This is a genomic window from Actinomadura coerulea, from assembly GCF_014208105.1.
Taxonomy (GTDB): domain Bacteria; phylum Actinomycetota; class Actinomycetes; order Streptosporangiales; family Streptosporangiaceae; genus Spirillospora; species Spirillospora coerulea.
Genome location: NZ_JACHMQ010000001.1, coordinates 7,578,406 through 7,604,734, shown reverse-complemented (window position 1 = coordinate 7,604,734; position 26,329 = coordinate 7,578,406). Strand labels below are relative to the sequence as shown.

The window sequence follows — 26,329 nt, the reverse complement described above, 5'->3', positions numbered from 1 at the left end:
GTCGCCGCAGACGTGCGGCCGGTCCCATTCTACTTGGCCGGGCGTACCACCCACTCCGAGTCGTTCGTACCACTCGTCACACGGACCTCGATTGGCCAACTTTGCGCATCCTTTGTAATCTGCCCGAGATCCGGTCGTCTGGAGTTCCGCCCCCAGGGACTGCGGCCGGGACGCCGAATCTCCCGCGGGAGAACCGGGGACCCACCACCCTCGGGGTGAATCGACGCTCGTCGTAGGGCGACTCCTGGCCCAAACCCGTCAGCTAACCCGGTAGGCGTACGAGGAGAGGAGAGCACCGGCTTGGCTCCGGATTCCCACCGGCGGCGTCGCGTTCTGCCCACCGCCACCGCCACCCTGCTCCTGATCGGCCTCGGCGCCACCGCGCCGGACCTCGCCCACGCCGCCCAGCCGTTCCGGCCGGCCTCCGCGCCCTCGGCGCCGAGCCCCACGCCGACGACGGAGAAGGGCCTGCGCAAAAGCCTCGACGCGCTGAACGAAGAGGCCGAGATCCTCACGGAGAAGTTCAACAAGGCCCGCGTGGAGTTCACCAAGGCCCGCAAGGCCGAGCGGGACGCCACCAAGGAGGCCGAGCGGCTGCGCGCCCTCGCCGAGCCCGCCCGCCAGAAGCTCGGCAGCCTGGCCGCCGCGAACTACATGGCCGGCGGCCCCGACGTCCTCTTCGGCTCCGGCGCCTCCGCCGAGGGCCTGTCCGACCGCGCCTACCTGGCGCAGAGCCAGGCCACCGCCGTCCTCGCCCTGAAGAAGCAGATCGACCAGGCCGACGCCGCGGAGCGCACCGCGAAGGCGAAGACCGCGCAGGTCAAGAAGGCCTGGGACGACGCCAAGCAGGCGCGCGAGGCGGCCAAGACCAAGGTCTCCGAGGTGATGAAGCGCCTCGACAAGCTGACCACCACCCACGCGAGCGACCCGCGCACCGGCCTCACCGCCACCGTCAAGGGCTCCGGCCTGCCCGCCAAGATGGCCCGCAAGGCCCTCACCAAGCTCGGCTCCCCCTACGTCTGGGCCGCCGCCGGACCGAGCAGCTTCGACTGCTCCGGCCTCGTCGTCTGGGCCTACGCCCAGGTCGGCAAGCCCGGCCTCCCCCACTACACCGGCGACCTGTTCGCCATGGGAACGAAGATCCCCCGCGGCGCCCTCCGCTCCGGCGACCTGGTGTACTTCGGCAGCAACCTGCACCACATGGGCATCTACCTGGGAGACGGCAAGTACCTCCACGCCCCCCAGACCGGCGACGTGGTCAAAATCTCCAAACTCTCCGACCGCTCCGACTACGCCGGCGCGAACAGGATTTAGCTTTCTCTCCTCCTTCGGGCCTGGGCGGCCCTCCATCGTCGAAAAGCTGGGCGATCGCTGGCATCGCTCCGTCTCGCCCGGCGGCTCGCTGCGCGATCAGGTTCTCGCTTCGCTCGAACCTGCCTTCGGACGCGATCGCAACCATGAGGTCGTTGCGGGGTCGCGGAGGTGGCTGAGGTCAGCGCGTCTGTGGCCAGGCTCAGCTAGGTGAGGCCTTGGGCGGCTAGGAGGTCTATTACCGGGCGGTCGCCGGGGAGCCAGGGGACGGTGTGGAGCTCGGAGGGGGCCAGCCAGCGGAGTTCCAGGTGCTCCAGGGGCCGGGGCTCGCCCTCTAGTAGTTCGGCCGTCCAGACGCGGAGGAGGGCGCGCTCGCTGAGGCGCCAGTCGCCGCCTACGCGGCGGACGAGGCGGACCTTCACGGCCAGTTCCTCGTGGCACTCGCGTACCAGGGCGTCCTCGTCCGACTCTCCGGGGTCGACCTTGCCGCCGGGGAGCTCCCAGCCGCCCGCCATGTGCGGCGGCTCGGCGCGCTGGGCGGCCAGCAGCCGCCCGTTCGCGAGGATCGCCGCCCCCACCACCACGAGTTCGATCGCGACCAGCTCCTCTCCGTTCTCCTGATCAGACCGCGGCGCCGGCCCGGCCGGTTCCGTTCTGCCGGAGGGAGTCGACCAGACGCGTCGCGTCGCGGACGATCTCCTCCAGATGGTCGCCGTGCGCCCCGCGCCAGTACACCTGCCCGCATCCCGCGCAGCGGCCGTAGACGTCGTAGCTGCGGCGTGTGCCCGACCGGAGCTCGCGCTCGATCTCCTGCTTGTCGACCGGGACGAGCTCGCCGTTGCAGGCGGTGCAGCGCGTCCACGGGCGCAGGACGGGCGCGAAGCGGTCGAGCAGGTCGCGGAGCTGGTCGTCGGGGCGCGAGCCGCGGACGTAGGCGCCGAACCACAGCGCGCGGCGGCGCAGGAGGCCGCGGTCCTGCGTGAGCAGGACGCGGCCCTCCTCGTTGGCCTGGACGACCAGCGCCGGGTCGTCCATGTCGTTGTGGTAGGCGGTGTCGAGGCCGAGCAGGCGCATGCGCCGGGCCAGCGTGCCGAGGTGGACGTCCAGGAGGAAGCGGGGAGCGACCTGGCCCGGGTCCAGCGGGACGGGCTGGGGGCGCGGGACCGCGGCCACATGGACCTCCGCCCCGGCGCGGGGACGGGTGGCGGGCCCGGCGGGCTCGCCGTCGGCGGTCATCGGACCCGCCTCGGGCAGGGGAACGCCCAGCGACTCCACGAGGTGCCCCAGCGTCGAGGTTCCGTCGTAGGGGACCCGTGCCGGGGACTCCCGCCGGGTGGCGGGCAGGAACATCAGCAGCTCGTCGGCGACGCGGATCGTTATCTCGGAGTCCACGCCGATCAGCATGCCACGCGCGGCCGACGATTCTCGCCGGTTCAGGCCCGCCGTCCGGGGCGGCGCACGAGGAGGTCCTGGCCCGGGTGCCGCCGGAGGACGCGCGGGCCGCCGCCGACGCGCTGCGCGAGATCCTGCTCGTCGTGGGCGGGCGCCGGTTCCGCTGATCCGGGCGGCTACCACCGGGCGGCTACTACCGGGCGGCTACTGCCGGGCGGCCAGTTCGGACACCTTCTTCTTGAAGTCCGGCCGCGCGAGCGGGCGGGTCACCCCGATCCAGTTCGGCTTCTTGTAGGTCTTCACGCCGATCGCGGGCACGCACGCCGAGCAGCTCGCCACGATCATCTTGCCGCCGCCGATGACCATCCCGACATGGCCGGGGTTGTCGGCCGAGGTCCCGGGGCCGGAGTTGAAGAACACCAGGTCGCCGGGCTGCTCCTTGCCCTTGGCGATCTTCACGCCGAACGGCCACTGCTCGAACGTCGTGCGCGGGAGGTTCAGCCCGACCTGCCGGTAGGCGGCCTGGATCAGGCTGGAGCAGTCGTAGGCGTCCGGGCCGTTCGCCCCGAACACGTACGGCTTGCCGCGCTGCGCCATCGCGAACGCGATGATCGTCTTGACGAGGGCGCCGACGTTGGCGGGCAGCTCGTTGTCCTCGCAGTTGATCCCGTTCGCCTGGACGGGCTTGAAGTCGCCGCCGACGTAGCGCTTCGCCCAGTCCAGGACGAGGTCCACGTAGTCCCACGAGTGGTTGTACTGGAAGATCGCGGTGCGCATGCGCTCCGGGGCGCCGTTGTGCTTGAGGTAGGCGGCGGCCGTCGGGATGGCGTCCGCCGGGTCGTAGCGGTCCTTCTTGCCGTCCTTGTCGCCGTCCACCGCGAACGCCCTGAACGTCGCGTCCAGGAACTGCATGGGGCCGCCCGCGCCCGCGTAGTTCTCCCCGCTGGAGACGCCCGGCATCGTCGACCGGCCGTGGTCGGTCTCGACCTTGCCGACGCCCGCCAGGACGTTCCAGGGGATGCCGTACTTCCTGCCCGCCTCCTGGTACAGCTTCAGGTAGTCGACGGGGACGGACTTCGCGTCGGCGGCCGCCGCGGGCTGCGCGCCGGCGCCGGCGACGTTCACGCAGCCGCCGCCACCGCCGATCCCGCCGCCGAACAGGAACTGGCTCGCGCCGAACAGGATCGGCACGAAGACCAGCGCCACGAACATCACCGCGGCGACGCCGAGAGCGCCGACGAGCAGCAACCTTCGCGGACTCATCCCGTGTCACCCGCCTGTCCGGCGTCCGCCGGCTCGAACGAGTAGACCCGCAGCGAACCGCCGTCCCTCGCCACGGTCACCGCGTACTGCTTGCTGTCGCTGCTGGTCCGCCCGCCCTTGGTGACCTGCTGCCGGCCGGTCACCAGGAAGATGATCGAGTTGTTCTCGATGTCGCGGACCCGGTCGAGGGACGCCGTGCCCTGCGCGACGAGCTGCTCGCGGCGGCGCTCCTCCACCATCCCGGGCGTCGCCACGCCCTGGCCGAGCCGCTGCCCGAGGTCGGAGGTGGTCAGGCCGGCGAAGCGCGCCACGTAGGTCTGGGGGGCCTCGTCGTAGCGGTACGTCCCGTAGGCGGCCACGAACCGCTGCGCCAGGTCGGCCGCCGTGGCGAACTCCTGCCGGGAGAACGGCAGCAGCCGGTAGACGTCGAAGTCGTTCGGGTCGACGGTGCTCTGGATCCCCGGCGGGGGCGACGCGGGGGCCTGCGGCCCCTGCGACGCCGCCGCGCTCGGGCGGGCCCGCGGCTCGTCATCGGACCCGCCCGAAGGCGAGGCCACCGTCAGGTAGACGCCGACCGCCGCGAGGAGCACGACGAGACCCGCGAACAGCAGCTTGCGCCGCCGGTCGTTCAGGTTCATCACTCGTCCCGGTCCGACTCACCCGACCGGCGGTCCACCGGACGCAGCCAGAACGGGATCGGCGGGCTGGCGTTGGAGCCGCCCCTGCCCCACAGCGGCGGGGGCGCCTGCCGCCCGCCGGGCTCGGGACGCGAGGGCCTCGCGCCCCCGCCTCCACCGCTGCGGCCGCGCTGCCGGGGGACGTTCCCGGAACCGCCGCCGGAACCGCCGCCCGAGCCGCCGCTGCCGCCGCCGAACCAGCCGCCGCCGCCGGAACCACCGGAACCGGCCGAACCGCCGCCCGAGCGCCCGCGGCCGCGGGCCGCGGAACCGGACGAGCGTCCGCCGCCTCCGCCGAACCAGCCTCCGCCGCCACCGCCGGAGCCGCCCGAACCGCCGGAACCACCCGAACCGCCGCCCGAACCGCCGCCCGAACCGCCGCTGCCGCCCGAACCGCCTCCGCCGCCCGAACCGCCTCCGCCGGAGACACCGCCGCCGGTGCCGCCGCGGCCCGTCCAGGACGTCGGGCGGAGGGTGCCCTTACCGCTTCCGCTTCCGCTTCCGCCACCGCCTCCGGCGTCCTCACCGTCGCCCTTCGCGACGGTGACGCCGCCGGGCTTGGCGGCCGCCGCCCTGGCGCCGTCCGTGCGGCGGTCGCCGAGCGCGCCCGCCCTGGTCGGCAGGTTCAGCGGAGGAGCACCGCGCCTGGACCGCCCCTGCGCCGCCGCGGCGCCCGCGCCGCGCGGCTTGGCCGCGAGCACCGGCGCGTCCTCGGGCGACTGCTCCGCGCCCGCGCCGGGCGCCGACCGGTCGGCCGCGGCCACCGTGCCCGCCACCACGCCGCCCGTCACGCCGCCGGCGAGGGCGGCGGCCATCGCCGGGTCGTTCTTGGCCTTGCGGAACATCTGGTAGGCGGCGACCGGCGGCATCGCCTCGGTGCTCTTGCGGGCCGCCGCGATCGACTTGTCGAGTTCCGCCTCGCCCTTGCCGCGCGCCCCGACCGCCGAGTAGCCGACGGAGGCGAACAGGTGCTGGAACGGCTTGCGGTACACGAACGCCGCGAACGTCACCAGCGCGATCAGCACCACCTGCAGACCCCAGGGCAGCGTCTCCCCGAGGATCAGGCTGTAGGCCCACAGCAGCAGCGAGAGCACCCCGATGAGCGCCGCCTGTTTCAGCAGCATGGACAGCAGCAGTTCGAGCCAGCGGATGGCGACGACGCGTCCGACGCCCGGATGGATGCCGATCCCGAGGAAGATCGGCCCCGCGACGAGGAGCAGCAGGAACGCGATCTTGACGACGATCAGCGCGAGCGCGATGACCAGGATGAGCAGGCCCGCGACCAGCGCCGCGAACAGCGCGATGAGCGACACTCCCAGGCGGTTCTGCCAGTCCTTGCCCTGGAAGAGCGCGTAGTTCTGGGGATGGTTGTCGTGGATGTCCTTCGTGACGTCCTTGTAGGCGTCGGACTTCTTCCCCAGGTCGACCTTGTTCGTGCCGTAGGTCTCCGGGAGGTCGACCGCCTGCGACCAGAGCAGCTTGTCGGCGTTCTGCTTGATGATCTTCGCGTTGGGGTCGCTGGTGCCGAACTCGCCCTGCAGCCACGGCTTGCAGACCAGCGCCACCCACAGCGCGTTGGCGTTGCGGGACGTCGCGTCGATGTCCTTCGACGTCGCCGGGTCGGGCTTGCCCTCGGGGACGGGGATGCACGTCCCGCCCTTGGTATCGCTCGGTGGCAGCGCGGCGCTGAACGCGGCGCTGGTCGCCTCGGACACCTTCGTCCCGAGCGTGGTGAAGTCCGCGGGCCGGGTGATCAGCCAGGTCAGCGCCACCATCGCGGCGACCATCCAGATCACGCCCTCGGTGACCTTGCTCGCCCGCCTGCGGACGAGCCCCCACCAGGCCAGCCACATCGCGCCGAGGATGACCACCCACGACCAGTAGCGGGCGTTGAACGTCTTGCCGATGTTGGTGATGACCCCGTCGACGGTGTCCTTCAGCCAGGTCAGCAGCGACTCCGACGCGGCCGCCTGGTAGACGCTGATCGTCGTCCGGTCGATCGTCCGGACGAGGGTGAACACGGTGTTCGCGATCGCGTTGCCCATCATCGACATCGCGTCCGAGCAGCCCATGTCGACCGCGTACCAGGTCTGCCCGGCGGTGCCGTACCGGTCGTAGTAGGTGAGCTTCTCGACGGGCGTCTTCTGCAGCTTCTCGTTCGGGTACTCGGGCGGCTTGATCATGCCGTCCGTCCCGGATCCGTACTGCTCGGGCGCGGGGTGGTCGGCCGGGCTGCACGCGTCGTTCAGCGGGTTCGGCAGCTGCGGGACCGACGCGGACGCCGGCGACAGCGGCCCCAGCATGAACAGCGCCATGACGACCAGCAGCAGCACCGAGCGGCGGCTGCGCGGCGCATGGCGGCGCCGCGGGCGCCGGGGGCGCCGCAGGGCCTTGCGGTCGAGCCCTTCGCCGGGCGAGCGCTGGAGGCGCGCCCCCTCGCGGGAACCCATCATCGGGAGACCTCCTCGACCTCGGCCCCCGCGGCGGCGAGTTCGGACGTGCCCGGACGGGACCGGGTCGGGTTGGTGTCCAGCCAACGCTGCAGTTCCTCGGAGATCAGGTCGACGCCGATGCGCCCCGCTCGGCCGTCGAGGTCACGGAAGATGCATTCGCCGTTGCCGAGGTTGCGCAGCACGGCCTTGTGCTCGTCGGACGCCTCGACCCCGAGAAGGGACATGACGTTGCCGACCTCGACCCGCTCGGTGGAGCGGAACGAGAACACCGAGGACAGGCAGTTCGTCACCTGCTCGTTCAGCAGGTCCCCCGCGTTCTGGGAGACCAGGATCAGCGCGGTGTTGCGGGAGCGCCCCATCCGCGACACCTCGGGCACCAGCTTGGCGCCCTCGGGCGTCGAGGTGATCGCCCACGCCTCGTCCAGGAAGATGGCCTTCGGGAGCCGCCGGTCGAGGCCGTGCATCAGCCGCCGCGCGAACTGCGACACCAGGTACATCAGCGCGACCGACAGGCGCTGCTCGTAGGAGTAGTCCTCCCGCGGGATCGTGACGTCCGGCAGGGTGAGCCCGCCGAGCGTGAACACGGTCGTCCAGCCGGCGCTGTCGATGCGCTCGCCGCCGGACGGGTCGAAGCACAGCCGCGCGAGCCGCATCTCCGACATCGAGCGCAGCACCGCGCCGAGGTTCTTGGACGCCGGGTCGTCGGCGCCCTCCAGGTAGTCGACGACGCGTCCGAGCGAGGGCCGCTCGGCGTTGGCGACCGCGCCGACCGCCTGGATCATCGCGGACTCGCGCTCCTCCGACATCCGCGGCAGCAGCAGCCGCAGCGTCTCGGTCGCCATCATCTTCTTGGTGGCGAGGTCGTCGCCGAAGGAGAACGGGTCGAGCAGGCCGGGCGCCGCCGAGCCGAGCGGCAGGATGCGCGCCCTCCTGCCCCGCGCCTTGAGCAGCTCCACGAGCGACTCGGCGTCGCCCTTGGGGTCGATCGCGGCGATGGTGACGCCGCGCAGCGCCATCTGGTAGATCAGCAGCAGCGCGAGCGTGGTCTTGCCGCCGCCGGGCTCCCCGGTGATCGCCACGGCCGTCGGGCGGTTGCGCGCCGCGGCGACGAGCGGGTCGAAGTGCACGATGGCGCGGGCCCGGCCGAGCGTCTCGCCGATGTAGGGGCCGACCCAGCCCTCGCCCTCGTCGTCGGAGCGGTCGCCGAGGTCGACGGTCGCGACCGGCATGCCGCCCGCGATGGTGCGCAGCGGCTGGCGCTGCGCGTAGGCGTTCAGCCGGATCTGGTCGCCGGGCAGCGACTCCAGGAACAGCGAGAACTGGTCGCCGGTCGAGTTGACGACGTCGATGCCGATGTCGCGGTAGTGCTCGACGACGGCGTCCACGCGCTGCGCGAGCAGTTCCTCGGTCGGCGCCGACACGATCAGCCGGTGCCACCCGTAGACGAACGGCAGCCGCTCCTTGGTGATGCCGTGCTCCAGCATCCGGGCGGCGTCGATCTGCTCCGCGAGCGCGATCGGCGCCTCCGCGCCCGCCTCCCGGATGTGCTGGTCCATGTCGCGGGCGTGCGCGAGCTTGCGCGAGACGTCCTTGGACGCCTTCGCCGGCGGGATCAGCTTCATCCGCGCGCTGATCTCCACGGGGAACGGCAGCGCGTCGGCGTAGTGGAGCCAGGGCTCGCCGTCCGGGAACGGCATCATGTCGGGGAACCGCGCGAACGACAGGTAGGCGACGTACGACGCGGCCGTGGCGCCTCCGCCCGCCCCGGTGAAGTTGGGCTGCTCGATCCGCAGGTAGGAGCGCCCGTTGTGGATGGCGCCCTCCACCAGCGACTCGATCTCGCCCTTGCCCCACGTCCGGCGCGCGACGGCGGACGGCGGCGGGTCGGCCAGCGCCCCCGTCACCGCGTGCTGGAACAGCCACGCGACCTCGGTGGAGGTGGCGTGCCTGGCGTACAGGGCGGACCCCCCGAGCGCGCGGCCGACCCGGTCGGCCTGGTCGGTCCAGCGCGCGATCTCCTTCTTGTCGACCGCGTCGTCGTGCACGCCGAGGGCGCTCTCGCTGCGCTTGTAGACCCTGAGGAGCTGCGCCAGGACGCCGCCCGACAGCTGCGCGCCCATGCCGCGCGGGCCGAGCCGCACCCCGAGGTAGACCTCCTTGGTCCAGAAGTCCTTGGCCCAGACGTGGGCGTAGGTCTCCTCCAGGTACTCCCGCCACCCGGGGCCGCCGTCGGACGTCCCGTCCAGTGCCAGCGCCCACTCCGCCGCGGGATACGTCCGGTGCCCGATCCGCAGGTGGACCTCGGCGTCCTGCATGCGGATGCCGGCCAGCGCGATGGTGATGTTGGTGGCGAGCGCCTCGCGCTCCTCACCGGTCGTGAACTCGTAGGACACCGTGGGGAGCCGGAAGTACGCCCACGCGGCGCTGTCGGTCAGCAGGACGCGGTCGTCGAAGTACCGCACGGCCAGTCGGCTCGACTTGCTCATGCCGCCCTCCCGACGCCGGTTCCGATCAACGATTCTCTCCACCGCCGGGCGCCCGAACAGGGCTGCCCGGGAGAGTGTTCGCCATCCGGACGGTCATGAACGTCAGGCGCGTCCGCCAGCAATGCCCGGTCCACTTCGGTCTCCGCTCGATGCCCGCGGGGGGCGCTCATCGGGTGGCCTCCTGCTCCTGCTGAAGCTCCTGGTAACGCTCGGGCATGACGGTGAAGCCGCCGGCCACGACGCCGGCGAGGGCAAGATAGGCACGCCGCGTGGGCGTGCGCAACGACTTCAGCTCGTTGCGCGGCGCGCGGTCCATGCTCAGGTGATCATCCCACGGGATGCGCACCAGCGCCCGGCACCGGCCCCGCGCCACGGCCTCGGCCTGCTCGACGTCGTCCATGCTGCGGCGGCTCACCCCGTTGATGACCGTCACCGCGCGGGACCGCAGCTCCTCGTAGCCGTGGCCGTCGAGCCACTCGAACGTCATCGCGACGGCGCGGGGCGCGTCGGCGCTCGCCGGCGCGACGAGGACGATCTGGTCGGCGTACGGCAGGACGCGCGCCACCACGGCGGCGGCCGCGTCCAGCAGCGTCACCGAGTAGAACTTGTCGATCGTGCGGATCGCGAGCGCGTAGTCGCGGTCGTCGAGCGCCTGCAGCGGGTTCTTGCCCGCCGCGATGACGTCGAGGCCCGACTTGGCCTGCGAGGTGTACCGGCGCATCGCGGTGAGGCTGGAGACCTGGTCGGCGCGCGTGATGAGGCCGGTCAGCGTCTCGTTGGTGTCGCTGCGGGTGCGCCGCGCGAGCGCGCCCGGCCCGGGGTTGACGTCGATCGCCACGACCGGCTCGCCGTTGTGCTGCGCGAACGTGTGCCCCAGCATCAACGCCGTGACGGTCTGCCCGGCGCCGCCGGTGCAGCCGAGCACGACGACGTGCCGCGTCCCGTGGAACGGCTGCTGGATCCGCTGCTGGTAGTCGGCGTCGACCTCGCCGTGCCCGCCGCCGACCGCGTGGATGAGCCGCCGAAGCCCACCGGACGTCACCTCGTGCTCGGGATCCGGCGGGGTGATCGCCGGGCCGGACGGCGGGGGCGACGGGGGCGGCGGAAGCGGCCGCGGCCGGACGGGCGAGGCGGGCTGCGACCGCACCTCCCGCGGCGGCGCCTCCCCCTCCACCGGACGCGGCTCCGCCGGACGCGGAGGCTCCACCTGGCGCGGGGGCTCGGCGGGCGGCAGGTCATGGACGGGCGGCGCCACCGGCTCGGGAACGTCCGGACGCTGCGGCTTGGACAGTCCCTTCGACCAGGGCCTTGGCGGCTCCCGCAGGACCCCGGGCTGCTCGGGCTGCTCGGGCGGCTCGGGCGGCGCGGACGGCGCGGCGGGACGCACCGGCGGCACCTGCTGGGGCGGCGCGGGGCGCGGCGCGGGCGGCGCGGGCGCCTGCTCCGCGGACGCGGCGGGCGTTTCGGGCCGTGCCGCCTCCCGCTCCGGCTGCGCGGGGGGCCGCTGCACCGTCCACCCGGGACGCAGCTCGGGCGGCATCGGGGGCCGCTCCGGCTGCGCGGCGGGACGCGCCGGAGGCATCGCGGGCCGCTCCGGCCGCGAGGAAGGCCGCTCCTGACGGGGGGCGTCCTGCTCGGCCTCGGCCGGATGCCTCGGAGGCGCGGGGGGCCGCGCCGGCTCCGCGGCGGGTCGCTCAGGAGGCGCGGTGTCCGGCTGGGCCGGTGCGGGGGGAAGCGCTGCGTGCTGTCGCGGGGGCTGGGCGGAGGGGAGGCTCTCGGCGCCGAAGGCGCCGGGGACCATGGGGATGTCGGGGCGGGTGGCCGCGGGGGTCTGGGGGGCGGGGGCCGCCTGCTGCGGGGTGCGCGTGCCGGCGACCTTCCTGTCGCCGGGCTCTCCGTTGAACGCCGGCCGCACGCGCACGCGCTCGCCGTCGGCGGCATGGACCTGCTCGGGTTCGGCGGGCGGCTGCCGCGTGACGCCGTCGCCCGGTTCGGCGGGGCGCGTCCACCGGACGCCCGGCGGCGCGGGGGCCTGCTCGTCCTCGCGCCGGGACGGCTCGGGGGCGCCCGCGATCTCCTCGGCGGCCCTTCGGACGTCGGGGCGGGGCTGCTGGGGGGTGTCGGGGCGGGTGTCGCCGGCCGGGACGGCCTGCCAGAACTCGGCCTGCTCGCCAGGGCGCCGGACGCCGGAGGCCAGGGCGCGCTTGCCGGATCCGGGGGGCGCGGCCGGCGGGGGGACCTCCAGCCGCGGCGTCGCCGGGGGCTGCTCGGCGCCGGCGGGCAGGGCCAGGACGTCGTCCTCGTGCGAGATGTCGCGGGTGCTGCGGCGCCATGCCCTGGGCGGGACGAGGGGTTCGGGCGCGGCGGGCGGGGGGACCGCGGGCGAGGGGACGGCGGGCTCGGGGGCGGCGGGGAGCGGGGCGGCGGCGGGGGCGGGCTCGCGCTGGGCCGCGTACTCGACCAGTGAGGGGGGTGCGGCGGCGGCCGAGGGGCGCGGGACCAGGACCGGGGTCGCGGCGGGGGCCGCGGCGGGTTCCGGCTCGGCGGCGCGCCCACGGGCGCGGCGGCGGGTCTTGATCGCGGCACGTTCCATCGCGGCGGCCGGAGCGGGGCTGCCCGCGCGCCGCCAGACGCGGGCCACGATGACGACCTCGCCGGGCTCCTGGATGGGGGTGAGGCGGCACCAGGTGCGGGGTTCGGCGAGGTAGCGGCCCTGCGAGAGCAGCAGTTCGGTGAGCCGCTTGCCCTCGATGACGGGGCGGGTCGCCAGCCAGGTGAGCACGCCCGGCGGGACGATGTAGAGCACGTGCCAGGGGGACGCGAAGGGGATCCCGACGACCCGGAGCAGCACGATCCACGGCACGAACACACCGAGGAAGACGCCGATCTGGACCAGCGGCAGCGGCATCGGGAGCCGCAGGTCGTACAGCTTGTAGAGCCGCTTCTCGATGCGCCAGATGTTCGTGTACGTGGGTAGATCCACGCCCCTACTCCCCTAACTGCGCGAGCACCGTGCCGCCTGCCGACCTCCGCCCGAGGTCCGGCGTCCACGCCTAGGGCCTTGGCGGTCGCCTAGGCCGTGGTCTCGATGATGTCCGGTACGTGGAGGACCCCTCCGATCGTGGTGATCACTTCGCGGCCTCTCATGATGCGTCCGGTTGCGTGGTACCACGGATGTCCTGGACGAGCCAGGTCGTCCCCTTCTTCACCATCGCGAGCTGGTAGCTCTGTTCGAGCTCACCGCCGCCGCCCCCGGCGGGCTGCCACACCACGGTCGCGGTGACGGTGCGCGAGCCCTCGGGGCCCTTCGGCGCGACGACCTCCTTGACCTGGACGAAGACCACGGTCTTGGCCAGGCCCGCGATGGTCGTCCCGTTGGAGAAGCGGGACAGTGCCGCCTGGTTGCCGTTCGCGTACTCCTGGAAGAAGGTGCCGAGGAAGGGCTGGAGCTCGGTTTCGAGGGAGGTGTCGCGGTCCTGGATTCCGTCCTGGGGCAGCTGCGCCTTGGCCGGAGGGGGAAGCAGGGCGGGACGGGCCGAGACGACCAGCGAGCCGCTCCGGTCGGCGTACACCGGGACGGTCAGGCGGAGCCAGCGGTCGGTGGTGCGGGCCAGGAGCGTCACGGTGGCGTTGCTGGCGTCGCGGGCGTCGACGCCCGCGACCTGGACGGACTGCACCTGCATCTTGCCGACGCCGTTCCAGCCGTACTGGGCGTCGGCGCCGTCGGGCAGGAAGGACCGAAGCTGCGCTTCGCGGGCGGGCGCGGTCTTCTGGTCGAAGTTGAGGTAGACGTTGGCGAACTGGAGGGCGAACGCGCCCGCGGCGCTGGTGGGGAAGCCCGCGTTCTTCGGGGTCTTGGACGCGGTGGCGCCGCCGCTCGGCGTGTCGTCGGAGGTGAAGCGCTCGAACGGGGCGCGGACGCCGTTGACGAGGATCACGATGATCAGGGCCCACAGCACGGCGCGGCCGACCCAGACCCACCAGCGCCCGCCGGATCCGCCCCAGCGGCCGCCGCCGCGCGAGCCGCCGCCCGGTCGTCCGCGGCCGCGCTCGGGCAGGTCCCACGGGTCGGCGGACGACGCGAGCGCCCGGCCGGGCGCCGCGGTCTCCTCGACTACGGCGGTGTCACGGCCGCGTCCCACGGCCGACCTGCGAGCCATCCTGCCTCCGCTCGCGCCTCGCCCCCGGTCGGCGCGGTCCTGTTGCCTGGTCATGTCCGGTGGCTTTTCCGAACCCACCTCGGGCCCAGGGTAACCACGGGCGTCAATTGTTCCAGCGCATCCCAGCGAAACACAGCCCCGGCACGCGGTTGCGGATAATGCAATCCACCTCAGCAGGAACGGGGAAGATTGCCAAACGGTGATGTTCCCCTATCCAGGGCTCCGAACGGCGCGCAAGCCCCGTCGAGGGACAAGCGTGACGCCTTCGAAGTCACTTGGTCACGGGATGGCGACGGCGCCCGGCGATCCGGTCCGAAATAACAGCCGACATAATGGCGAAAATACGACACCATGCACTAAAACACCCGGTCCATCGGGCGCGCCGGCCGCGCGGCCCTCCGCTGTCGCCAAAATCACACAGGTCACGGCGGCCGGGCGCCCGCTACACGTTGAAGCGGAACTCCACGACGTCGCCGTCCTGCATGACGTAGTCCTTGCCCTCCATGCGCACCTTGCCGGCGGTGCGGGCGGCGGCCATCGAGCCCGCCGCGGTCAGGTCGCCGAAGGAGACGATCTCGGCCTTGATGAAGCCGCGCTGGAAGTCGGTGTGGATGACGCCGGCGGCCTCGGGCGCGGTGGCGCCCTTGGGGATCGTCCAGGCGCGCGACTCCTTGGGCCCCGCCGTCAGGTAGGTCTGGAGGCCGAGGGTGGCGAACCCGATGCGGACGAGCTGCGACAGGCCGGACTCCTCCTGCCCCATGCTCTGCAGCAGTTCGAGCGCCTCGTCGTCGGGCAGCTCGATCAGCTCCGCCTCGATCTTGGCGTCCAGGAAGATCGCTTCGGCGGGTGCGACCAGGGTGCGCAGGCGCTCGCGCAGGGCCTCGTCGGTCAGCTCGCCCTCGTCGAGGTTGAAGACGTAGAGGAACGGCTTGGCGGTGAGCAGGTGCAGCTCGCGCAGGAGCTCCAGGTCGATCCCGGCCTGCTCGGCGCCCGCGAACAGCGTCACGCCGTCGTTCAGGAGCTTCTGCGCGGCGTTGACGGCGTCGACGACGGCGAGCTTCTCCTTGTCCTTCTTGGTCCGGGCCTCCTTGTCGAGGCGCGGCAGCGCCTTCTCGATCGTCTGGAGGTCGGCCAGGATCAGCTCGGTGTTGATCGTCTCGATGTCGCGGGACGGGGCGACGTCGCCGTCCACGTGCGTGACGTCCGGGTCCTCGAACGCCCGGATGACCTGGCAGATCGCGTTGGTCTCCCGGATGTTGGCGAGGAACTTGTTGCCGAGCCCCTGCCCCTCCGAGGCGCCCTTGACGATGCCCGCGATGTCGACGAACTCCATCGTCGCCGGGATGACCTTCTGCGAGCCGAACACCTCGGCGAGCACGGTCAGCCGCGGGTCGGGCACGCCGACCACGCCGACGTTGGGGTCGATGGTCGCGAACGGGTAGTTGGCGGCCAGCGCGTCGTTCTTGGTCAGCGCGTTGAAGAGCGTCGACTTGCCGACGTTGGGCAGCCCGACGATTCCGATGGAGAGGCTCACGGCCGTCAAGCTTATGGCGCCCGCGGACCCCTCGGGCTGCCCGGAACCTCCGTGCGGCCTCCCTCCGGTGAACACTGGGCCAAATGTCCGGTGACGCGGGGCCTCCCGGCGCGTCGCGGTCGCCGATCGCGGACGCGCTGTCACGATGAGCGGATGGACCTCGCGCTGTTCGCCGGACTCCTCGTCGGCGCCGTCTTCGGCGCCGTCGCCGGGTACGCGCTCGCGACGGGCAGGCAGGGGGCGCTGATCGCGCGGGCACGCGCGGCCGAGGAGAAGCTCGCCTACGCCGAGGGCCGGATGGCCGAGCACTTCGAGAACCTGTCGGCCAAGGCCCTCGACGCCAGCAACCAGCGCTTCCTGGAGCTGGCCGACGCCCGCCTGAAGGCGGCCGGGGCCGAGGCGGCGGGAGACCTGCAGCGGCGGCAGCAGGCCGTCGAGCACCTGGTCGCGCCGCTCAAGGAGACGCTCGCCAAGGTGGAGGAGCAGCTCCGCGAGGTGGAGACGGGCCGCCGCGAATCACACGCCATGCTGGCCAAGCAGGTCGACTTCGTCCGGCAGAGCTCCGACCAGCTCCGGCGTGAGACGCAGTCGCTCGTGCGGGCGCTGCAGCGCCCCGAGGCCAGGGGGCGCTGGGGCGAGCTCCAGCTCCGCCGCGTCGTGGAGCTGGCGGGCATGGCGCACCATTGCGACTTCGACGAGCAGGCGAGCTCGGTCACGGCCGACGGCACGGTCCGTCCCGATATGGTGGTGCGGCTGGCCGGGGGCAAGAGCATCGTGGTCGACTCCAAGGTCTCGCTGGCGGCCTACCTCCAGGCGGCGGAGAGCGGCGACCCGGTGCGGCTGGACGCCCACGCGCGGCACCTGCGCGACCATGTCGACCGCCTGTCGGCCAAGTCGTACTGGCAGGCGTTCAGCCCGGCGCCGGAGTTCGTCGTGCTGTTCATCCCGGGCGAGGCGTTCCTGGCGCCCGCCCTCGACCGCGACCCCGGCCTGCTGGAGTACGCGATGAGGCGGCGCGTGCACATCGCCACGCCGACCACCCTCATCACGATGCTGCGGACGGCGTCCTACGCGTGGCAGCAGGCCGCCCTCTCGCGCAACGCCCGCGCGGTCTTCGAACTGGGCAAGGAGCTGTACGAGCGGCTGGGCACGATGGGGCAGCACGTCGACGAACTCGGCCGCGCGCTGACCGGCGCCGTCAAGACCTACAACCGGACGGTCGGGTCCCTGGAGACACGCGTTCTGGTCAGTGCACGCAAGCTGAACGAACTCGGAGTAGTGGACGACGGCCTGGAAAGCCCCCATCCTGTCGAGGAGAGCCCCCGCGCTCTGTCCGCGGCCGAACTGACCGCATACGACGAACTTCTCGACGACGAGGACCATCTGCCTGATCGGGACCGCTCCCGGTCCGGTCCCGCCGCGGGAGCGGCGGGTCTCGGCGGGCGCGTCCCCGAGCAGGGCGATCCGCGCGACGTCCGGGAGCGGAGCGGGCCGGGGCGTGTGGGAGGTCCGCCTCCCACGGGGAAGAGGTGGCGATGAGTTCATCGACGGTACGCGACGCGCCGGGCGGTTCCTCGGCGTCCCCGGAGGGCCCGGCGCGGCGCCGGCGCGGCGGTCCGCCCCGCTCGGAGTCGGCCGGCCCGATCACGCTCACCGGGCGCGGCGGCATCGTGGTCATGTTCGCCGCCGGGGTGCTGTGCGGGCTGCTGTCGCGCTGGTTCGGCGTGCCGCTGCTCGCCGGCGCCGGGTTCGCGATCGGCTGCGCGCTCGCCGCGTTCGCGACCCGTCCCGCCGACCTGCTCACGCTCGTCGTCAGCCCGCCGCTGGTGTTCCTCGCCGCCACGCTCACGGTCGTGTTCGTCACCACGCTCGGCGACGGCTCGCTGCTGCGCGGCGTCACGGTGGGCGTCTTCACCGCGCTCGCGGCCACCGCGCCGTGGCTGTTCTTCGGCACGCTGCTCGTGGTCGTGATCTGCCTGGCGCGCGGCGTCCTGACGAACGCCCGGGAACTGCGCGACAAGCTGGTCGGGGTCCGCCTCTTCGAGAAGGACGAGAACGAGAACCCCGTCCGGTGGGACGAGTCCCCCGGCACGCCCAAGGAGGGCCGCCACGCCCGCAGCGACCGGCCGCCCTCCGGGGCGGCGGACTAGACGGGCGTGATGCGCAGGTCCTTGCGGAGCTCCTTCGGCAGGGAGAAGCGCATCCTCTCCTCGACGGACTCGATCTCCTCGGCCTCGCCGTAGCCGCGCTCGGCGAGCCAGGCGAGGACCTCCTGGACCAGCTCGTCCGGGACGGACGCGCCGCTCGTGACGCCCACCGTGGCGACGCCCTCCAGCCAGGCCGGGTCGATCTGCTCGGCGTAGTCGACGAGGTAGGAGGCGTCGGCGCCGTGCTCCTTGGCGACCTCGACCAGGCGGACGGAGTTGGAGGAGTTGGTCGACCCCACGACGATGACGAGCTGCGCCTCCGCCGCCATCTCCTTCACCGCGACCTGCCGGTTCTGGGTGGCGTAGCAGATGTCGTCGGACGGGGGGTCCATCAGGTTGGGGAACCGCTCGCGGAGCTTCTCGACGGTGGCGACGGTCTCGTCGACCGACAGCGTGGTCTGCGACAGCCACGCCACCTTCTCGGGGTCGCGGACGGTCACGTTGGCGACGTCGTCGGGGCCGTCCACGAGGTGGATGTGGTCGGGGGCCTCGCCGGTGGTGCCGATGACCTCCTCGTGGCCCTCGTGGCCGATCAGCAGGATGTCGTAGTCGTCGGCGGCGAACCGGACGGCCTCCTTGTGGACCTTGGTCACCAGCGGGCACGTCGCGTCGATGGTGCGCAGGGACAGGCCCCTCGCCTCCTCGTGGACGACGGGCGCCACGCCGTGGGCGGAGAACACCACGATGGAGCCCTCGGGGACCTCCTCGGTCTCGTCCACGAAGATCGCGCCACGCTCCTCCAGCGTCTTCACGACGTGCACGTTGTGGACGATCTGCTTGCGGACGTAGATCGGGGCCCCGTACTTCTCCAGGGCGATCTCGACCGCTTGGACGGCCCGGTCGACGCCCGCGCAGTAACCACGCGGCTTGGCGAGCAGGACACGGCGCTGGGTGGAGGTCATGGGTCCATCGTACGAGGAGCCCGGCTGTGACGGACTCCACGGCACGCTTTGCCAGAATTCCATTCACCCCGCGTGACCAGGGTCGCACCGATGGGGCAGAGTGAGGGGGACGGAGACGAGGCAGGAAGAGGAACGTCCGATGAGGAAATCGCCGCGCCGCCTCACTGAGCAGGTCCGCGAAACGGTGGGCGAGCAGGTCCGGGATCTCCCGCTGCACGCCGTCCGGCTGGCCATGTTCGGCGTCGGCCGTGCACTGCTGCTCAGCGACCGGATGACCAGGGACTACAAGGAGATCACCGAAGGCGGCGGTGTGAAGCCGGTGGCCCTGCGGCTGCGCGACGACGTCCAGCACACGGCCGGGAAGGTCGTCGGGCTGGTCGCCGAGCGCGTCCGCGGTGAGGAGCCCGAGGCCGAGCCCGCGCCCGAGCCCGAGCCCGCGCGCCGCACCAGGACGGCCGCCGCGCGGTCGTCGGCCACCGGGGAGATCTCGGTCGGCAAGCCCGGCGCCGGGCCGGACCACAAGCCGAAGCACGCCCGTCCGGGACCGCCGCCGAAGCCCGCCAGGCCGGGCGCGCTGGGCAGGCACCACGCCAAGGCGGAGAACGGGGCCGCTCCGGTCGCCGAGCCCGCGCCGAAGCCGGTGCCGTCCGAGCCGAAGCCGGAGCCCGCGCCGCAGGCCGCGCCCGCCCCGAGCCCGAAGGCCGCCGAACCCGCGCCCGCCAAGCCCAAGCCCAAGCCGGCCGAGGCCAAGCCCAAGGCGGCCGAGCCCAAGGCGGCACCGGCTGCGGAGAGCAAGGCCCCGGCGGAGAAGGCCCCGGAGACGAAGGCCGGGAAGAAGGCCGACGAGGCCGCCTTCGAGCCGAAGCCGGAGGCCAAACCCGCCGCGCAGGCGGAGGCCGCGCACATCGCCGCGGATCTGCCGGTGCCCGACTACGACAGCGCCACGCTGCCGCAGTTGCGGGCGCGGCTCCGCGGCCTGTCCGCCGACCAGGTGAAGCTCCTGCGCGAGTACGAGCGCAAGCACGCCGGTCGAGAGGACGTCATCCGCATGTACGAGCGCCGCATCGCCAAGCTCAACGGCCTCGACTGAGCGGCCGTCGACCGAGCGGTACGGCAGGACGGAAGAAGCCCCCGGGAGCGCCCGGGGGCTTCTTCCGTGCCGGGGGTCAGGCCACCGCGGGGGCGTCCTGGAAGGCGGGGTCGATGTCGACCCGCTCCAGCGGCGCCAGGTGGCGGCGACGCACCACGAGGATGCCGATCGCGACGGCGCAGCAGGCCGCGCCGACCAGGTAGGGCAGGCTCGCGTCGACCTCCTCCGCGAGCTTCGTCGCGATGTACGGGGCGAGGGCGCCGCCCATCCACCGGACGAAGTTGTACCCGGCGGACGCGACGGGCCGCGGGCTGTCGGAGACCTCCATGGCGGCCTCGGTGAACGCGGTGTTGTTCAGCCCGATCGGGATGCCGGACAGGACGGTGCAGGCGACGATCCCGCCGTGCCCGAGGAACGCGAGCCCGAGCTGGAACACGATCAGCAGCGCCAGCGCCAGGTACATGACCCGCACGGTCCCGACGCGCCGCTGCAGCACGGGGGCGCCGAACACCGACGCCAGCGCGACCATCACGCCCCACCCGAAGAACACCAGGCCGATGCCGTGCGCGCTCATCCCGAGGACGAACGGGGTGAAGGCCAGGACGGTGAAGAACGCGTAGTTGTAGAACAGCGCGGTGAACGCGGTGGTGGACAGGCCGCCGTGCGCCAGGGCCCGGATGGGCGCGCTCAGGCGGGTCTTCTCGGCGGGCTTCGGCGTGGGCCTGAGCAGCGTGGTGATCAGGAGGAAGCCGACCGCCATGAGCGCGGCGGTGCCGAAGAAGGGGAACCGCCAGTTCATGTCGCCGAGCAGGGCCCCGGCGAGCGGGCCGAGCGAGATGCCGATGCCGAGCGCCGCCTCGTACAGGATGATCGCCGACTCGGCTCCGTGCTTGCCCTTCGAGGGGGGACGACCCCCCACACCCCCCGGATCGCCTCCGGCTCCGCCCTTGCCCTTCGAGGGGGGACGACCCCCCACACCCCCCGGATCGCCTCCGGCTCCGCCCTTGCCCTTCGAGGGGGGACGACCCCCCACACCCCCCGGATCGCCTCCGGCTCCGCCGGAGGCCGAGCCAACGATCACCGCGAGCGCCGTCGCGACGAACAGGGCGTTGCCGAGGCCCCAGCCGGCGCGGAAGCCGATGAGCTGCCCGACGGTCCCGGACGTCCCGGCGAGGGCGGCGAACGCCACGACGAGCGCGAGGCCGATCAGCAGCGTCCTCTTTCCGCCGATCCGGCTGGACACCCACCCGGTGACGAGCATCGCCACCGCGGTGATCAGGAAGTAGCTGGTGAACAGCAGGGACACCTGGCTCGGCGAGGCGTCCAGGTTCTTCGCGATCGCGGGCAGGATCGGATCGACGAGGCCGATGCCCATGAAGGCGACGACCGCGGCGAAGGCGGTCGCCCACACCGACGTCGGCTGCCTGAGGATGCCGCCGCCCTTCGGGGTCGCCGCGGGCTTCGCGTGCATGGGTACCTCCGTGTGCTGGTTCAGGGTGCGCCGAAGAGCTTGTCGAGGGCGGGCAGCGCCGCGGCGACCGCCGCGCGCTCCCCGTCCGTCAGCTCCGCGAACCGCTCGGCGAGGAAGCCGATCCGGCGCTCGCGCCCGGCGGCCAGCCGCTCGCGTCCCGGCCCGGTGAGCCCGGCGGTGACGACGCGGGCGTCGGCGCCGCTCCGGCCGCGCGCGACGAGCCCGTCGCGTTCGAGCCGGTTGATCTGCGCCGTCATGGTCGGCAGCCGGACGCCGTGCTCGGCGGCCAGCTCGGTCATCCGCCGCGGCCCGTGCTCCAGGGAGCCGAGCACGGACAGCTGCTGGCTGGTGATCGGCTGGTCGGCGCTGACCTGCCGCAGCATCAGCACCACGTGGCGCAGGCGCCGGTTGAGCTGCTCGGCGAGCTCGCGTTCGGATGCGGTCACGGTGTCTCCTCGGAATTACTTAGCCAGTCTAAGTAAGCTGAACTAAGGTTTGTGGCCCGGCGCCATGTCTCTTCGGTCACACGGATTCTGCCGGGGCCGGCGGCGTGCGGGTCGGCGGGTCGGTCCCGCGCCGTAGGCTGCCTGCATGGCGATGGAGACCACGGCCGAATCCCCGGTTCCGGTGCGCACCGTCCTGCAGGCGGTGAGCGGGTGGATCGGCAGGCTCGGCCGCATCTGGGTGGAGGGGCAGATCACCGACCTCAACGCCCGCGGCGGCACGGTCTACATGACGCTCCGCGATCCGGTGGCGAACATGTCGGTGCGGGTCGTCGGCCCGCGCGCCGTGTTCGAGGCCGCCGGGCCCGCGGTCACCGACGGGGCCCGCGTCGTCGTGCACGCCAAGCCCGACTTCTGGATCAACCGCGGGACGTTCTCGCTCAGCGTGCTGGAGATCCGGCCGGTCGGCGTCGGCGAGCTGCTGGCCCGGCTGGAGCGGCTCAAGCGGGTGCTGGCCTCCGAGGGGCTGTTCCGGCCCGAGCGCAAGCGCCCGCTGCCCTTCCTGCCCGGCCGGATCGGGCTGATCTGCGGGCGCGACTCCGACGCCGAGCACGACGTCCTGGAGAACGCGCGGCGGCGGTGGCCCGCGGTGGCGTTCCGGGTGGAGAACACCGCGGTGCAGGGCTCCTACGCGGTCGGCGAGGTGATGGAGGCGCTGCGCGCGCTGGACGCCGACCCCGAGATCGATGTGATCATCATCGCGCGGGGCGGCGGCGCGATGGAGGACCTGCTGCCGTTCTCCGACGAGGCCCTCGTCCGCGCGGTCCACGCCGCCCGCACGCCGGTCGTCAGCGCGATCGGGCACGAGCAGGACAGCCCGCTGCTCGACCTGGTCGCCGACGTCCGCGCCTCCACCCCGACCGACGCCGCGAAGAAGGCCGTGCCGGACGTGCGGGAGCAGCTCCAGCTCGTCCGGCAGCTGCGCGACCGCGGGCGGCGGTGCCTGTCCGGCGCGGTGGAGCGGGAGCTGGCGTGGCTGCGGTCGGTGCGCTCGCGGCCCGCGCTGGCCGACCCGGTACGGGAGATCGAGCGGCAGTCCGAGCAGGTCGCGGCGATGCGCGACCGGGCGCGGCGGTGCCTGTCCGCGGCGCTGGACCGGGCCGGGGACGAGCTCGGGCACACCCGCGCCCGGCTGCTCGCCCTCTCCCCCGCCGCGACGCTGGAGCGCGGGTACGCGATCGTCCAGCGGGAGGACGCGTCGGTGGTGCGGGAGGCGTCGTCGGTCAAGGACGGCGAGCGCCTGCACGTGCGGCTCGCCGACGGGCGCCTCGGCGTGAGCGTGACCGACCGGGAATGACGTGCCGACCTGGGGGACGGCGGTCCCCCCGGGGATGAGAGGGTGGGCCGGTGGCTGAGGAGAACGGGACGGCCGAGAAGCCGTCGTACGAGCAGGCGCGGGACGAGCTGGCCGAGGTCGTGAAGCGGCTGGAGGCGGGCGGCCTGACGCTGGAGGAGTCGCTCGGCCTGTGGGAGCGGGGCGAGAGGCTCGCCGCCGTCTGCGAGGAGTGGCTGGAGGGCGCCCGCGCCCGGCTGGCCGCGGCGCTCGACCGGCCGGACGGCGGCGACGCGGCCGCCCCGTTCTGAAGGGCCGTGCCGAGGCTCAGGAGGCCGGCGTGGCCGTCGCCGTGGGGGTCGGTCCCCCGTTCTTCGCCTGCTCCTTGAGCGACCCGGCCAGGACGGCCAGCTCCGCGTAGGACGCTGTGCCGGTGACCACGAGGCTGACCCCGTCCGGAAGGGTCCGGGCGAGGGAGTTGGCCTTCTTGTCCTTGCGGTGGTACTTGGTCCAGGTGGCGCCGTTCACCTGCTGCGTCCCGACGGGCTGGCTGCTGTTGGCCATGCGCGGAACGTACTGCGAGGCCTTCTCGTTGCTCTGCTCCAGCGCCGCGTACTCGCCGGCGGGGGTCACGAACCCCAGGTGCCAGGCGACGGGGTCCTTGCCGTCGGCGTCGAGGCCGTGCACCCGCGAGCTGTTGGGCCGCCAAGTGGCGGGCAGCCCCTCGGGCGCGTGGACGGTGTAGGGCGCGTCGTTGCGCATCGCCCACAGCTGCGAGCTGTAGTCGACGGTCGGCAGGACCTCCTTGTCGCTGCCCGGCGTGACGACGTAGATCGCCAGCACGAGCAGCAGGCAGGCGCCCATCGCCATGGTGAAGCCGCCGAGTCCCGTGGTCAGCCGCTTGTAGACGCCGGGGCTCACCTGGACCACGGGCCGTCCCGCGGTCGCGTCCGCCTCGGGCCGGCCGCTCGCGGCGGACGCCTCGGGCCGGTCGGCGGGCGCGTCCGGCGCGGGCCCCGCCTGCGGGGCGTCCGGGACGGAGGATGGGGTCTTGTCGGTCACCCCTCCAGGATCCCCCACCCTCAGCGCTGCTCCGTACCGGGGTTCCGGATCGTGCCGACGATGGCCATGGTCCTGTCGGCGAGCCTGCGGGCGGCGTCCTCGTCGTCCAGCAGCGAGATCTCCGACACAGCGCCCGCCATCGCGCCCGTCAGCACCGTGACCAGGGCCTCGTCGACGCCGCCGTCGGCGGTGTGGAACAGGGCGGCGTTGCGGCGGGCCCACTTGTTCAGGCGCTGGCGCATGACCCGGTCGAACCCGGGGGGCCCGTCGCCGGAGATGAACAGCCGGGCGACGTCCCGCTCGTCCAGGCAGCCGTTGAGATAGGCGCCCGCGCCGGCGATGAACTGCCGCATCGGGTCCTTCTCGCCGGCCTCCCGGACGGCGCTGATCGCCTCACGGGTGCGCTCCTGCTGGCGTCCCTGGAAGTCCTCGAACAGCGTCAGGTACAGGTCGGCCTTGCCGTTGAAGTGGTGGTAGAGGCTGCCCACGCTGGCGCCGGCCTTGGCGACGATGTCGGTCACCGCGGCCTGGGCGAAGCCGGACTCGCAGAAGACGTCCCTGGCCGCGGCCAGCAGGGCGCCGCGGGTGGCGGCCCCGCGGTCGGAGGTCCGCGCGGGGCCGTCCGCGGGCCGCGCGCCCCCGTTGTGACTCACCCCGCCGGACGGGACGTCGATGTCGCTGCTCATGACGCCTGAGATTACGCCCTCTCCCAGGGGGAAACGATCCCTTGTCCGAGCCGCGGTGGTTTCCCGTGCCCGTTCCACCCGCGTCAGGACACCTGTTCGACCCCGTGCCCGGAAGGCCGCGGCCCGGCTGGTCTGGTCCAATTTGTGGCCTGACATCCGGTCCACGGAGAATCCGAGGCACCACCGACCGAAGGGGCTGCCCCGCCATGTCCGAAGAGACCACCGTTTCCTCCCCCCTCACCACCGAGCCGTCGGCTCCGGACCGCAACCTCGCGATGGAGCTGGTCCGGGTGACCGAGGCCGCCGCCATGGCCGCGGCGCGCTGGGTCGGCCGGGGGGACAAGAACGGCGCCGACGGGGCCGCCGTGAACGCGATGCGCCAGCTGATCAACACGGTGTCCATGCGGGGCGTCGTCGTGATCGGCGAGGGCGAGAAGGACAACGCGCCGATGCTGTACAACGGCGAGGAGGTCGGGGACGGCTCCGGCGCCGAGTGCGACGTCGCCGTGGACCCGGTGGACGGCACCCGGCTGACCGCGCTCGGCATGAACAACGCGATCGCGGTGCTGTCGGTGGCGCCGCGCGGGTCGATGTTCGACCCGTCGGCGGTGTTCTACATGGAGAAGCTGGTGACCGGCCCGGAGGCGGCGGACGTCGTCGACATCGAGCGCCCGATCGCCGACAACATCCGCGCGATCGCCCGCGCCAAGGGCTCCTCGACGCACGACGTGACGGTCTGCATCCTGGACCGGCCGCGGCACGAGGGCATCGTCAAGGAGGTCCGGGAGGCCGGGGCGCGGATCAAGTTCATCCTGGACGGCGACGTGGCCGGCGCGATCATGGCGTCCCGGCCGGGGACCGGCGTGGACCTGCTGCTCGGCATCGGCGGCACCCCGGAGGGCATCATCGCCGCGTGCGCGATCAAGGCGCTCGGCGGGGTGATCCAGGGCCGGTTGTGGCCGCAGGACGACGAGGAGCGGCAGAGGGCGGCCGACGCGGGCCACGAGCCGGGCCGGGTGCTCACCACCGACGACCTGGTGACCTCCGACGACGTGTTCTTCGCGGCGACCGGCATCACCGACGGCGAGCTGGTCGACGGCGTCCGCTACAGCAAGGGGACGGCGGTCACGCACTCGCTCGTCATGCGGTCGCGCAGCGGCACCATCCGGACGATCTCCAGCGAGCACCAGCTGAGCAAGCTGCGCGCCTACAGCGCGATCAACTTCGACACGGCGGTGTAGCGGCGCTACCGGCCGCGGCCGAGGCGGTTGCGGACGCGGCTGCGCAGCGAGGGCTTCGGGGCCCGCGCCCGCACCGAACCGAAGATCAGCGTGCCTCCCACCTCGATGGTGGGGCCCTCGGCCGCGGGGCGGGCCCGCAGGTCGCGGGTGCTGAGGATGGTGCGCCCCGTGACGTCCACGCGGACGCCCTCGGGGACCAGCAGCCGGATGCGGCCGCCGAGCACCAGCGAGTCGAGCACGATGTGGCGGCGCTGCAGGACGGCCTCGCGCAGGTCGAGCTCGACCGTCCCGAACAGGGCGAGGAGCGGGAGCTTCACCGGGACGACCCAGCGCCCGTCCCGCCGGGTGCGGCCGAAGAACACCGAGACGGGGCGGTCGTCCACGAGGATGGGCTGCGCCTCCTCGGGGCTGAGGTCGCCGGTGAGCCCGGTCAGCTCGCCCAGGGTACGGGCGGCGTAGACGCGGGAGGTGCGCTCGGAGTGCTCCTCGATGGTGAGCCGCCCGTCCGCGAGGGCCTCGCCCAGGACGGCGGCGACGCGTTCACGGTCGGCGTCGGACGCGCGCAGGTCGCGCACGTTGGTGACCTTCTCGGCCGCCGGGCGATGGGGGACGTCCACA

The 26,329-nt window shown here is 73.1% G+C and carries 22 protein-coding genes and 1 riboswitch; of the genes, 7 read left to right on the top strand and 15 right to left on the bottom strand.

Annotated features, from left to right (window positions below; translation table 11 throughout):
• The first annotated feature begins 161 nt into the window (after positions 1–161).
• Positions 162–293, top strand: a riboswitch (cyclic di-AMP (ydaO/yuaA leader).
• 7 nt (positions 294–300) lie between these two features.
• The gene (locus BKA00_RS35295; RefSeq protein WP_185032473.1) at positions 301–1,314 is read left to right on the top strand and encodes a C40 family peptidase; all 1,014 of its coding nucleotides are present in this window, start codon (positions 301–303) and stop codon (positions 1,312–1,314) included.
• 203 nt (positions 1,315–1,517) lie between these two features.
• Here BKA00_RS35295 and BKA00_RS35290 read toward each other — a convergent pair whose 3' ends face one another.
• The 9 genes from BKA00_RS35290 to ychF form a co-directional block, all read right to left on the bottom strand.
• Positions 1,518–1,904: an NUDIX domain-containing protein gene (locus tag BKA00_RS35290; protein WP_185035242.1), complete on the bottom strand. Its 387-nt coding sequence runs from the start codon at positions 1,902–1,904 to the stop codon at positions 1,518–1,520.
• A gap of 28 nt (positions 1,905–1,932) precedes the next feature.
• The gene (locus BKA00_RS35285; RefSeq protein ID WP_185032471.1) at positions 1,933–2,715 is read right to left on the bottom strand and encodes a Mut7-C RNAse domain-containing protein; all 783 of its coding nucleotides are present in this window, start codon (positions 2,713–2,715) and stop codon (positions 1,933–1,935) included.
• Between the two features lie 192 nt (positions 2,716–2,907).
• Positions 2,908–3,966: a C40 family peptidase gene (locus BKA00_RS35280; protein WP_185032469.1), complete on the bottom strand. Its 1,059-nt coding sequence runs from the start codon at positions 3,964–3,966 to the stop codon at positions 2,908–2,910.
• Positions 3,963–4,604 carry a hypothetical protein gene (locus BKA00_RS35275; RefSeq protein WP_185032467.1) on the bottom strand — a complete coding sequence of 214 codons (642 nt, stop codon included), beginning with the start codon at positions 4,602–4,604 and terminating at the stop codon, positions 3,963–3,965. Before BKA00_RS35275 ends, BKA00_RS35280 begins: the two co-directional genes overlap by 4 nt.
• Entirely contained in the window at positions 4,604–7,096 is a 2,493-nt protein-coding gene (locus tag BKA00_RS35270) for a type IV secretion system protein (protein WP_185032465.1), read from the bottom strand. Before BKA00_RS35270 ends, BKA00_RS35275 begins: the two co-directional genes overlap by 1 nt.
• Positions 7,093–9,582, bottom strand: a complete 2,490-nt coding sequence (locus BKA00_RS35265; protein ID WP_185032463.1) for an ATP-binding protein — start codon at positions 9,580–9,582, stop codon at positions 7,093–7,095. Before BKA00_RS35265 ends, BKA00_RS35270 begins: the two co-directional genes overlap by 4 nt.
• Before the next feature lie 166 nt (positions 9,583–9,748).
• Positions 9,749–12,565, bottom strand: coding sequence for a TcpE family conjugal transfer membrane protein (locus BKA00_RS35260; RefSeq protein ID WP_185032461.1), 2,817 nt, complete (start codon positions 12,563–12,565; stop codon positions 9,749–9,751).
• A 160-nt stretch (positions 12,566–12,725) separates the two neighbouring features.
• Entirely contained in the window at positions 12,726–13,742 is a 1,017-nt protein-coding gene (locus tag BKA00_RS35255; RefSeq protein WP_221493425.1) for a conjugal transfer protein, read from the bottom strand.
• A 442-nt stretch (positions 13,743–14,184) separates the two neighbouring features.
• Positions 14,185–15,276: a redox-regulated ATPase YchF gene (ychF, locus tag BKA00_RS35250; protein ID WP_185032459.1), complete on the bottom strand. Its 1,092-nt coding sequence runs from the start codon at positions 15,274–15,276 to the stop codon at positions 14,185–14,187.
• A 153-nt stretch (positions 15,277–15,429) separates the two neighbouring features.
• Here ychF and BKA00_RS35245 point away from each other — a divergent pair, with 153 nt between their 5' ends.
• Positions 15,430–16,815, top strand: coding sequence for a DNA recombination protein RmuC (locus tag BKA00_RS35245; protein ID WP_185032457.1), 1,386 nt, complete (start codon positions 15,430–15,432; stop codon positions 16,813–16,815).
• On the top strand, positions 16,812–17,426 hold the full coding sequence (locus tag BKA00_RS35240) for a DUF6542 domain-containing protein (RefSeq protein WP_185032455.1): 615 nt from the start codon (positions 16,812–16,814) through the stop codon (positions 17,424–17,426). Before BKA00_RS35245 ends, BKA00_RS35240 begins: the two co-directional genes overlap by 4 nt.
• Here BKA00_RS35240 and BKA00_RS35235 read toward each other — a convergent pair.
• Positions 17,423–18,385, bottom strand: coding sequence for a 4-hydroxy-3-methylbut-2-enyl diphosphate reductase (locus BKA00_RS35235; RefSeq protein WP_185032454.1), 963 nt, complete (start codon positions 18,383–18,385; stop codon positions 17,423–17,425). The two genes, BKA00_RS35240 and BKA00_RS35235, sit on opposite strands and share 4 nt — an antisense overlap.
• Before the next feature lie 139 nt (positions 18,386–18,524).
• Here BKA00_RS35235 and BKA00_RS35230 point away from each other — a divergent pair, with 139 nt between their 5' ends.
• On the top strand, positions 18,525–19,475 hold the full coding sequence (locus tag BKA00_RS35230; RefSeq protein ID WP_185032452.1) for a DUF8129 domain-containing protein: 951 nt from the start codon (positions 18,525–18,527) through the stop codon (positions 19,473–19,475).
• 76 nt (positions 19,476–19,551) lie between these two features.
• Here BKA00_RS35230 and BKA00_RS39560 read toward each other — a convergent pair whose 3' ends face one another.
• Positions 19,552–20,946 carry an MFS transporter gene (locus BKA00_RS39560; RefSeq protein ID WP_185032450.1) on the bottom strand — a complete coding sequence of 465 codons (1,395 nt, stop codon included), beginning with the start codon at positions 20,944–20,946 and terminating at the stop codon, positions 19,552–19,554.
• A 20-nt stretch (positions 20,947–20,966) separates the two neighbouring features.
• Positions 20,967–21,392 carry a MarR family winged helix-turn-helix transcriptional regulator gene (locus BKA00_RS35220; protein ID WP_338072186.1) on the bottom strand — a complete coding sequence of 142 codons (426 nt, stop codon included), beginning with the start codon at positions 21,390–21,392 and terminating at the stop codon, positions 20,967–20,969.
• Positions 21,393–21,537: 145 nt separating this feature from the next.
• Here BKA00_RS35220 and xseA point away from each other — a divergent pair, with 145 nt between their 5' ends.
• Positions 21,538–22,746, top strand: coding sequence for an exodeoxyribonuclease VII large subunit (gene xseA, locus BKA00_RS35215; protein ID WP_185032448.1), 1,209 nt, complete (start codon positions 21,538–21,540; stop codon positions 22,744–22,746).
• Positions 22,747–22,796: 50 nt separating this feature from the next.
• Entirely contained in the window at positions 22,797–23,033 is a 237-nt protein-coding gene (locus BKA00_RS35210; RefSeq protein WP_185032446.1) for an exodeoxyribonuclease VII small subunit, read from the top strand.
• A gap of 16 nt (positions 23,034–23,049) precedes the next feature.
• Here the strand turns inward: BKA00_RS35210 and BKA00_RS35205 are convergent, their stop codons facing one another.
• Together BKA00_RS35205 and BKA00_RS35200 are read right to left on the bottom strand one after the other, a co-directional pair.
• Positions 23,050–23,784 carry a DUF4245 domain-containing protein gene (locus BKA00_RS35205; RefSeq protein WP_185032444.1) on the bottom strand — a complete coding sequence of 245 codons (735 nt, stop codon included), beginning with the start codon at positions 23,782–23,784 and terminating at the stop codon, positions 23,050–23,052.
• A 20-nt stretch (positions 23,785–23,804) separates the two neighbouring features.
• Positions 23,805–24,470: a TetR/AcrR family transcriptional regulator gene (locus tag BKA00_RS35200; RefSeq protein WP_185032442.1), complete on the bottom strand. Its 666-nt coding sequence runs from the start codon at positions 24,468–24,470 to the stop codon at positions 23,805–23,807.
• A gap of 206 nt (positions 24,471–24,676) precedes the next feature.
• On the opposite strand from BKA00_RS35200, the gene glpX reads away from it, so the two are divergent.
• Positions 24,677–25,711 carry a class II fructose-bisphosphatase gene (gene glpX / locus BKA00_RS35195; protein WP_185032440.1) on the top strand — a complete coding sequence of 345 codons (1,035 nt, stop codon included), beginning with the start codon at positions 24,677–24,679 and terminating at the stop codon, positions 25,709–25,711.
• Positions 25,712–25,716: 5 nt separating this feature from the next.
• Here the strand turns inward: glpX and BKA00_RS35190 are convergent, their stop codons facing one another.
• Positions 25,717–26,328 carry a DUF1707 domain-containing protein gene (locus tag BKA00_RS35190; protein ID WP_185032438.1) on the bottom strand — a complete coding sequence of 204 codons (612 nt, stop codon included), beginning with the start codon at positions 26,326–26,328 and terminating at the stop codon, positions 25,717–25,719.
• Position 26,329: the final 1 nt, after the last annotated feature.

Excerpts from the sequence above, each read along its gene's own strand:
- BKA00_RS35285 (WP_185032471.1), bottom strand. The coding sequence starts at position 2,715 with ATGCTGATCGGCGTGGACTCCGAGATAACGATCCGCGTCGCCGACGAG.
- BKA00_RS35280 (WP_185032469.1), bottom strand. The coding sequence starts at position 3,966 with ATGAGTCCGCGAAGGTTGCTGCTCGTCGGCGCTCTCGGCGTCGCCGCG.
- BKA00_RS35275 (WP_185032467.1), bottom strand. The coding sequence starts at position 4,604 with ATGAACCTGAACGACCGGCGGCGCAAGCTGCTGTTCGCGGGTCTCGTC.
- BKA00_RS35270 (WP_185032465.1), bottom strand. The coding sequence starts at position 7,096 with ATGATGGGTTCCCGCGAGGGGGCGCGCCTCCAGCGCTCGCCCGGCGAA.
- BKA00_RS35265 (WP_185032463.1), bottom strand. The coding sequence starts at position 9,582 with ATGAGCAAGTCGAGCCGACTGGCCGTGCGGTACTTCGACGACCGCGTC.
- BKA00_RS35255 (WP_221493425.1), bottom strand. The coding sequence starts at position 13,742 with ATGGCTCGCAGGTCGGCCGTGGGACGCGGCCGTGACACCGCCGTAGTC.
- BKA00_RS35245 (WP_185032457.1), top strand. The coding sequence starts at position 15,430 with ATGGACCTCGCGCTGTTCGCCGGACTCCTCGTCGGCGCCGTCTTCGGC.
- BKA00_RS35240 (WP_185032455.1), top strand. The coding sequence starts at position 16,812 with ATGAGTTCATCGACGGTACGCGACGCGCCGGGCGGTTCCTCGGCGTCC.
- BKA00_RS35235 (WP_185032454.1), bottom strand. The coding sequence starts at position 18,385 with ATGACCTCCACCCAGCGCCGTGTCCTGCTCGCCAAGCCGCGTGGTTAC.
- BKA00_RS35230 (WP_185032452.1), top strand. The coding sequence starts at position 18,525 with ATGAGGAAATCGCCGCGCCGCCTCACTGAGCAGGTCCGCGAAACGGTG.
- BKA00_RS39560 (WP_185032450.1), bottom strand. The coding sequence starts at position 20,946 with ATGCACGCGAAGCCCGCGGCGACCCCGAAGGGCGGCGGCATCCTCAGG.
- xseA (WP_185032448.1), top strand. The coding sequence starts at position 21,538 with ATGGCGATGGAGACCACGGCCGAATCCCCGGTTCCGGTGCGCACCGTC.
- BKA00_RS35200 (WP_185032442.1), bottom strand. The coding sequence starts at position 24,470 with ATGAGCAGCGACATCGACGTCCCGTCCGGCGGGGTGAGTCACAACGGG.
- glpX (WP_185032440.1), top strand. The coding sequence starts at position 24,677 with ATGTCCGAAGAGACCACCGTTTCCTCCCCCCTCACCACCGAGCCGTCG.